Annotated in this window: 1 protein-coding gene and 1 pseudogene; one reads left to right on the top strand and one right to left on the bottom strand. The window is 72.4% G+C overall.

Translation table 11 applies throughout. From position 1 onward, the window contains the following. Positions 1–194 (top strand): annotated as a pseudogene (locus LPA54_RS38045) (hypothetical protein); the annotation flags it as partial. On the opposite strand, the gene LPA54_RS38040 reads toward LPA54_RS38045, so the two are convergent. Then, positions 169–463 (bottom strand): pyridoxamine 5'-phosphate oxidase family protein (locus LPA54_RS38040; protein ID WP_228984965.1); only part of this gene is annotated, 295 nt, incomplete at its 5' end. The pseudogene LPA54_RS38045 and the gene LPA54_RS38040 overlap by 26 nt on opposite strands.

Raw genomic sequence — 463 nt, 5'->3', positions numbered from 1 at the left:
CACTCCTGCACCAGGCCATGGAATGGCCCGATCTGCGGGCCGCGACCGCCCTCCCGCGACACAAGCGGTGCCACCCGCACGTGCTGATCCGCTTCGGCTACGGCCCGGTCGGGGCCGTCACACCGCGGGCTCCGGGGCTCTCCGCTGCTGCCGGAGCCGGGCCGCACATCACAACGGACCGGGTGTCCCCCTGAGTTCGCGTCCGGTGACCATCTCCGATGCGATCCGGACGAACACCGTCTCCCGCTGGGGCATCCACGACGTGGGCCCGGTCTCCCGGAGCCGGTCGTGCTCGGCCGGATCCGTCACGACGGTGGCCCGTCCGGTGACGACGACGCTCCAGCCGGACCGGGTCGCGGCGTCGAACTCGTCCGCTTCGAAGGCGACCACGACGCCGTCGATGGCGCGGACGAGGTCGGAGTCCGGTGAGGTGCGCAGCAGGACGGAGGAGTCCGTGTCGAGG

This window comes from Streptomyces sp. DH12, from assembly GCF_020873895.1.
Classification (GTDB): Bacteria; Actinomycetota; Actinomycetes; order Streptomycetales; family Streptomycetaceae; genus Streptomyces.
This window is presented reverse-complemented; position numbering and strand designations above follow the sequence as displayed.